Here is a 7,962-nt window from a genome sequence, read left to right as displayed (position 1 = left end):
GACTGTACTCGCCAACATCGGCCTGACACTTGACAAAAACATAGGGACACCCCCCGTGTGAACGTTGTTTTTGGTTTAACTGGCTGCGGCAAACGAGGCATCGAGCTTTGGCCCAACGGCTGTACTCGGGAAACAACAAGTCGTCAAGCACTGCCCGCGCCAAACCCACTGACTTCCGCTACTCTGCGTGCATAACCTCACAAAACTAGTGACGAAGCGCACGGAAGCACTCAGAGGTGCTCAGCAGGAAGGTCCATCCGATGCCACGGAAGCGGAAAACACTGGTCAAGGAATTCGACGAGCTGCTTGAAGCAGGCGACCTCGATGCTCTGAAAGCCGTCTACGACGAGTGCGAGCTCAACGCGGTGACTGGGTCAAGGAAGAATACGGCGCTGGCGCTGAGAAATACGCCTCCTGAGCTCATGCGGTGGCTCATTGAACAGGGTCTTGACGTCAATACGGAGAATCGTTTCGGTAAGACAGCTCTGGCAGAGCACGCCACCCTAAGCGATATTGAACGGATGAAAGTGCTGCTCGAGTGTGGCGCTGATGTTGAAGCAGGACATCCGTCGCCGCTACTCCACGCTGCAGGCCGACATCAGCCTGAGGTGATTGTGTTGCTCCTCGAGCACGGTGCCGACATTGACGGGGAAAACCGGCGATCTCATGAGCGAACCCCCATCAATGAAGCGATTGCCTGTGCCGACCCGATGGATGTCCCTCGTCGAGTGTTTAAGAGCATCGACGTGCTCCTGGACGCAGGCGCTGAAATCGATGACGAAACACGTGAAGAGTGCACCAAGTTTGGTCGCCGTTTTAATCGTTCAACCACATCAATTCGACGCAAGTACCAGAAAGACATGGACCGCTTGTACGAACGAACCGGCGCGACACCGCCAACGGAAATCACGCTTCACGACGGCCACAGCGACATCGTTGTCCCGAAGGATAAATCCATCGATGATCAGTTCCGATACCTGTGGAACAATCTCATCCCATATGGCGGTGCAGCAAAGACCGTCCAGGGTGAGGTCATCCGCATCGTGGGACGTATTGGCTACGAAGCGCTTGAGATGGGATACATCAACTGGGACGAGGAATTCGTCAAGATGGCGGATTACTGGCTGGAAACGGTTGGGGCGGCCGAGGACGCTATTGCCGTCGTGAAGCGGAAGAAAGCTTACGATGACGAAATTGATGAGCTGACGGAGGCGGCGGTGAAGTGGGTTGAAGAGCATCCGATGCCGATTGAACTGGGGGAAGTTGACTACACGCGCTAACCCCTAAGTGCTAACTCCATCGGGTGTTAAGAAATTGTTAATATCCGACTCTCCATAAACTGACTGTGCTAGTCGGTACATTTGAAGAGTGGAATCTACATACCTAACAGCAATCCTGTTCTCGATCATCGGCGGGCTGGGCGCTTCATTGTTGCGGCTGCCCCCGTTGATTGGCTTTCTAGCAGCGGGTTTTGCCATGCACAGCATGGGGCTCGAAGAAATTCCTTTTATTGATTCGCTGGCTGAACTCGGTGTGACGACGCTGCTGTTCACGATTGGCCTGAAGCTCAACCCGAAAGATATCGCGGCACCTAGGGTGGTCTTTTCGGGGCTGGGGCACGCCTTTTTAAACACCGTCATTTTTGCGGCGCTGTTCGGTATTGCCAGCTTCCTGCCGCTGCGTGAGCTCACCGGGCTGTCGGTGACTTCGCTGATTTATATCGGTATCGCTACGTCGTTTTCCTCAACGGTGTTTGTGATGAGCCACCTGGAGGAGCAGAACCGAAGTGCTTCGGCCATTGGCCGAATCTCTATCGGTGTACTCGTCCTGCAGGACATCATTGCGGTTGGTGTGCTGGTGGTCTCGTCCGGTAAGACTCCGGAACCGTGGGCCTTGGCATTGCCGCTACTGTTCTTCATTCGTCCGCTGGCAGCGCGTCTTCCTAACCGCATGTTCCGCACTGAGCTGTTGGTTCTCACTGGTATCGGTATCGCGGTTGCGGCTTACTCCGCATTCGAATTGGCCGGATTGTCTGGTTCGCTGGGCTCCCTGATTGCCGGTATTCTGCTGTCTTCGCACCCGATTTCCGACCGCCTTTCGGAGGCTTTGATCAGTATTCGTGAGCTGCTGCTTGTCACCTTCTTTATTGAAATCGGCCTTGGTGGTCTACCAAGTGGCGGTGGCTTCATCATCGCCGCAATCATGGTGCTGTTCTTGGTGTTCAAGGCGTCGATCTTCATTTGGATTCTCAAGCGCACTGGTCTGTCGCTGCGTACCAGTGCACTGGCTGGTCTGACACTGAGTAACTACTCGGAGTTCGGTTTGATTGTCATGGCAGTGGCAACCGAGCAGGGTCTTCTGCCAGCACAGTGGACCTCGATTATGGCGGTTGCCGTGGCCGGTAGCTTCATTGCAAGTTCGCTCATGGTTCCGCACGAAGAGAAGGTCGTCAGCTTCCTGCAGAAGTTTGTCCCAGAAACCCCAGAGGACCGCCTGGTTCCGGAAGAGGCAAAGGTCATTATCGAAAATGCCGATGCTCTGATTATGGGCATGGGTCGCGTTGGCGTTGGTGTCTACCGCAGGTTGGCCAACGAATACGGCATGAACGTCTTCGGTGTGGACTTTGACGAAGATCGCATCGATTACCTCCGCGAGCATGGCTACCAGGTCATTCCGGGCGACGTGACGGATCCCGAGCTCTGGCACCACATCGAGTTGGAAAAGAAGCCAGCTCTGTATGTCCTAGCACTGTCGGAGCATGCTGAGACCTACGACATGATTCGCAATATCCGCAAGCAGGACACCGAAGCAGTCGTCGCAACCACCACGAAGGTTCAGCGCTTCAAGGAACCGTTGCTCAACGTCGGTGCTGACATGGCCGTCTACCTCTACGACGGCGCCGGCGAGGAGTTGGCAGACCGCGCCATGGCGGAAGTCACAAAGCGTTCTGCATAACCACTCGAAATCAATGGGATATTGCAGCTAATCTGGCTGCATGTCTTCTTCTCGTAGTACGCACTTGATTGCTACCGCAAGCATCGCCGGGACTTTACTCCTGGCGTTGACTGGCTGTTCCTCCGACAACCCGGACAAAGCTGACACCACCAGTCAACCAGCGCAGAGCAGCCAGCAGCAAGAGCAGGTGCCGTCGCAGCAGACGTCGTCAAGCGAAAGCGCGCCTGCACCAGAAGACACTGCGGACGTGCCGGCAGACGGCGAGAACATCAGTCTCGACACCGCAGCGCTGGAAAAGGTTGATGCGCAGCAGTTCGGACCAGAGGGCATGGGCATGTTCTTCGCTGACCTGGGTGGGGCGAAGACCGAGTGCTTCTATAACGGCATCAGCGTGTCATGCTTCGGCACGCCGGATGCGTCCGTGCCCGATGTCGAGGTGCCGCCGTTTCCCAAGCAGGCACCTGGGGCAATCTCGCTGGGCGAAGCCGGCGCTACGTACACGCTCAGTGAGGGAGTCCCACCAGCTCAAGAGGAACTTGCCGACGGTCAGTGGGTCGAGCTTGGCCCCGTTCAGTGTGGCAAGCCGAATCCTGATCAGCTTGTGTGCCAGTCGGCCAATGCGGCTTTTGCCATTGAGGGCAAGGAGAAGAATATCCGCACCACCGGCACAGTTCTTGATTCTGAGCAAGTTGCAGGTGCAGATGCGGGCGAGCCGGGCGCGCCGGGTGAGCCGGGCGCGCAGGAGTAAGAAACGTCGAATCGGAAATGTACGCGAAACCCAACTTGGGTGGTGCCGTAACCGATGCGACTAACCGTATTTAAAAATGGGCATAAGCTGGAAGTATGACAAAGTTATATCTGGTACGGCACGGCGAGACTGAGTGGTCGCGTTCCGGTCAGCACACGTCGGTGACCGACCTGCCCCTGACCGAGGCCGGTAGGGAAGAGGCCAAGTCTTTGGACGGTTGGCTCGATCCAAATGATTTCGGATTGGTGCTGGCGTCACCTCGTCAACGCGCACAGGAGACAGCACGGCTGGCGGGCTTTAATGACTTCGACGTCGATGAGGATTTGGCCGAATGGTTCTACGGTGACTACGAGGGCATCACCTCTGAGGAAGTTCAAAAGACTGTGCCAAATTGGCAGATTTGGACTCATGGTGTGCCAAACGGTGAGACGGCCGAAGAAGTCCGGACTCGTGTGAGCCGCGTGGTGAAGAAGGTCCAGGAATCTGGCGTGGACAAGGCAATTGTGTTTGCGCACGGTCACTCGCTGCGCGCCCTGACCACTGTGTGGCTGGAACTGCCGATCACCTTGGGGCAGTCGTTCCCGCTGAATACGGCATCGCTGTCCGTGCTCGGTCGCTACCATGACCGGCCTGCTGTACTGCGCTGGAATCTCTCACGAGGGCTGTAGCTGTTTTTGAGGTGAGCGTTCCTGGGGTGCTCCGTGGCTGGGGTGCCTTAGGGGCGCGTCGAGTGCCTGCTTGCCCTGAGATTCGTCGACTGCCGACATAGAATGGGGCATCGTCGAAAGAAACAGGAGTTTGCGTTCCCATGGCACCCACCTCACCACAGAATTTCTTTCAATCCGATGACTCGGCCGGCGAAAAGCCCGGTTATGCCGTTGTAGATTTTGAAACTACCGGCTTCACCAGAAACGACAGAGTCATCGAAATTGGTGTTGTGCTGCTGGACTCGCAGCTCATGGTCGAAGACCATTGGTGCACTCTCATCCAGCCAAACCGTGGATTCGATAACTCGGAGATCCATGGCATCACCCCGACAGATCTTGTCGGCGCTCCGGCATTTGAGCATGTGGCACGCCGTTTTGCCGATGTCCTCAATGGCCGAGTCATCGTCGCCCACAATGCGGGCTTTGAATACCGGTTCTTAGCCAATGAATTTGGCCGCTTGAGTCTTGAACTGCCCGAGGGCAATTGGCTGCTCGACACCATGGTTTTCGCACGCCATTTCCTGCCTGGAAAGCCAGTATCTCTTGCTCACGTGCTCGAGCACTTCGGAATTGAGAATGAAGCCGAGCACACCGCTTATGCCGATGCGGAAGCCACAGCGAAAGTATTTCAGCGCTTTGCCACAGATCATCCGGACATTGTCACCTACGGCAGCCCGTTGTATTTCGCACCGGCGCAGTTGGCGCAGCTGCCCATTTCCGATATTCCGTTGCTGCCGCGGAATGATCATCGCCTACAGGGCACGCCTGACAATGACGCAGCAGAAAACTCCGCCACTGAGGCAGGGAACAACCCATGCGAACAGGACGCCAAGGCTCAGTGGCTGAGGATTCTCACACGGCACGCGCCGGGAATCGGCGACAAGGCTGCCGACCGGTACATCTCATATCTCGCTGAAGCAATGGTCGATGGCCGACTAGAACTGCGTGAGCTGGCCAACCTTCACGGTATTGCCGCTGATTACGGGCTTTCTGCCGACGATGTCAATGTGCTGCATGAGCAGTATTTGCAGCAGCTGATTGTGCAGGCGTGGTCCGATGGTGTTATTACACAGCACGAGCTGAGCTGGCTTGCACATATCGCAGAGGAGCTCAACATTGAGCCGCAGCGTGTTGAATACCTGGTATCCGCGTCCAAGCAGCTGGAACTGCACCCCGGTGACCGCGTGACATTTACGGGCACGATGGTCACTCCCCGCGAAGTGTGGGAGTCGCGCGCCCGCGCCGTGGGGCTGGATGTCGGCGGAGTCACGAAGAAATCTGTGGTACTCGTCGCCGCTGACATCAATACTCAGTCAAATAAAGCCAAGCGCGCCCGCGCACTGGGCGTTCCCATCGTCGATGAGGTGACGTTCGCCCAAGCCCTCGCGAACTTAAGCGCTGAGCAGGCGTTCGGGATGTCCGAAGCTGACAAGACTCCGCAGTCCAGCGCGGATGCTGGCTCAACCGCCGCGAGCGATGAAGATGACAAGAATCAGCCGGAAGGCCCCGACCTCACCCAGATTTTCCCATGGCTTTCCGACGAAAACCTCCGCAGCGAACTGGGCGACAGTCTAAGCGGTATCCGTGATGATGTCGTTGGCATTGCCCGGGCGTGGATCGACGGCCATCAAACGTCAGGGCTCGATAGCCTTTCGCCATACATGAATTTCCTAGTCTTTCCGGAAAGCACCGAATGGCAACGAGTCTTAAATCGATTGGGTCTGAAACGGCCTGCAGTGAAGGACACTACCGTTCGTGACCTGCAGGATCTTAAAGGCTATGGCCGAGTCCGCGTGCAAAAGCTGGTCGCCGACGCTGTCATGCATGCCTTCGATGAGTTCGAAGTGGGAGATACAACCACCAGCACCACAGATGACCCCTTTGAAGCAACGGATCACAGCGCCATTGTTTGGGACGACACCACCGAACCGGATCAGTCTGCGCTGCTGGATTGGCTAGCCATCACCGGTACCGTTGAGCAGCTGCAGTCCGAGGTCGACGTGACTGTGCCGAAATCTGTCCGCGAGCAGCTCGTTGCCGCCAACAACCGCGTGCCAGAGCTGCTCGATGCCGCCGAGCGAGAAATCCACAGCATCGCCAACCAAGATGAGCGGTTTGCCGCTATCCTGAACCGCCGTCTCATTGGTGGCGAGCGTTTGGAGACACTCGGCCAACAATTCGGTGTTTCGCGTGAGCGCGTGCGCCAGCTGGAATCCAAACTGCTAGAGGCCCTGTCCGATGCCGGCCCCAACTGCGAACTCCTGCGTACCGGTCTCTTTCACCGCTACGCACCGTTGACCAGGATCGACATTCTCCGCGAGGATCTTCCTGGACTATTCGAAACTCCAACCGGCATGTCCGCGCCGCTGATCGAGCTCATCAACCTCACCGGCACCGTCGACGCGGAGGCTACCAGCGCGCAGTGGAGCATCGAGGATGGCTGGTTTATCGAAGCCGGATTCGACAATAAATTCGCCGCCGCCATCGCCAGCCTCGCCGATGAGTTCGGAATCGTCCCGCTGCCAACCCTGGTGGACACACTCGGCATCCCAGCTTCCCCCGTCATCGACTGGGTACAGCAACGCACCTCGTACAAAATCTTTGAAGGCGACCTCTTTACCAAGCGCACGTCGGTAAGCGATAGAGCGGTGGCGTTGCTCGCGCACCGCGGCGCACCGATGCATATCGATGAGATCGCCGAGATCATTGCCGATCGCAACTCGCGCGCCATCGATGGGCGTCTGTCTGTGGACCCGCGGACGATGCGCTGCGCTCCGGGCACGTGGGCGCTCACTGTATGGCAGCTGGAAGAGTGGACGACGATTTCCGATTACATCGCGCGACGCATCGACGAGGCAACTGCGCGCGGGGAGATAGGTGCAGTGCTTGACGACGTTGTTGCGGGCGCAACCGCCATTGGCGTATCGGAATCCTCGGTGCGAACGTTCGCCTCTGGTGGCGAGTTCGTCCTGGAAGACGGCTATGTTCGCCGTCGCACTGAAGAGGAGCTTGAACCGGTTGATGCGACACCGGAGGAGTCCCGCGGCCTCTACCTGCGCGATGGCAAGTGGTGCCTGCTGCTGACCATTACCCGCGATCACGTGCGTGGTTCTGGCTCTGCCATTCCGGCGGGAATTGCGGGCATGTATGGCTTGAGCTTCGGTGAGGAAAAGCTGCTGCCGTCGCGCTTGGGGGAGCAGCGGATTGCGGTTGGGCGGACGAATACGACGATGTCGACAATCTCGCGTTTCGTCGCTGACCTGCAGTTAACTGAAGGCGACCGCGTGTGGGTGCATTTCGGCGACAGGTTCGATATCACGCGCGCCCCAGGTGTCGATTCCGCAGCGACCGGCCTGGCCGCGCTGGTCAATGCCTTTGGTCTGGATGAAAAGTTCGCCGCGTCCCAGGAGCTAGAGCAGGAACAGGTACTCTCGGCAATCAATGAGGCATTGGGTTTGAGCCCCGACGCTGCGCGCCGCAAGACCGTGGCACGCCTGCGCCATCGTCGCGATGACGAGTTGGCGGATACCATTCAAGCTCTGTAGGAGGCAG

5 protein-coding genes are annotated in these 7,962 nt (G+C 57.5%); all 5 read left to right on the top strand.

Annotated features, from left to right (window positions below):
- Positions 1 to 236: 236 nt before the first annotated feature.
- Positions 237 to 1,280 carry an ankyrin repeat domain-containing protein gene (locus tag Q4E11_RS09815; protein WP_303165454.1) on the top strand — a complete coding sequence of 348 codons (1,044 nt, stop codon included), beginning with the start codon at positions 237 to 239 and terminating at the stop codon, positions 1,278 to 1,280.
- An 88-nt stretch (positions 1,281 to 1,368) separates the two neighbouring features.
- Positions 1,369 to 2,955, top strand: coding sequence for a cation:proton antiporter family protein (locus Q4E11_RS09810; protein WP_303165453.1), 1,587 nt, complete (start codon positions 1,369 to 1,371; stop codon positions 2,953 to 2,955).
- 40 nt (positions 2,956 to 2,995) lie between these two features.
- Complete coding sequence (locus Q4E11_RS09805) at positions 2,996 to 3,703, top strand: hypothetical protein (protein WP_303165452.1); 708 nt, start codon at positions 2,996 to 2,998, stop codon at positions 3,701 to 3,703.
- A 95-nt stretch (positions 3,704 to 3,798) separates the two neighbouring features.
- Positions 3,799 to 4,371: a histidine phosphatase family protein gene (locus tag Q4E11_RS09800; protein WP_303165451.1), complete on the top strand. Its 573-nt coding sequence runs from the start codon at positions 3,799 to 3,801 to the stop codon at positions 4,369 to 4,371.
- Positions 4,372 to 4,511: 140 nt separating this feature from the next.
- Positions 4,512 to 7,955, top strand: a complete 3,444-nt coding sequence (locus Q4E11_RS09795) for an exonuclease domain-containing protein (RefSeq protein WP_303165450.1) — start codon at positions 4,512 to 4,514, stop codon at positions 7,953 to 7,955.
- The last annotated feature ends 7 nt before the right edge of the window (positions 7,956 to 7,962 follow it).

Source organism: Corynebacterium sp. (assembly GCF_030532195.1).
Taxonomy (GTDB): Bacteria; Actinomycetota; Actinomycetes; order Mycobacteriales; family Mycobacteriaceae; genus Corynebacterium.
This window is presented reverse-complemented; position numbering and strand designations above follow the sequence as displayed.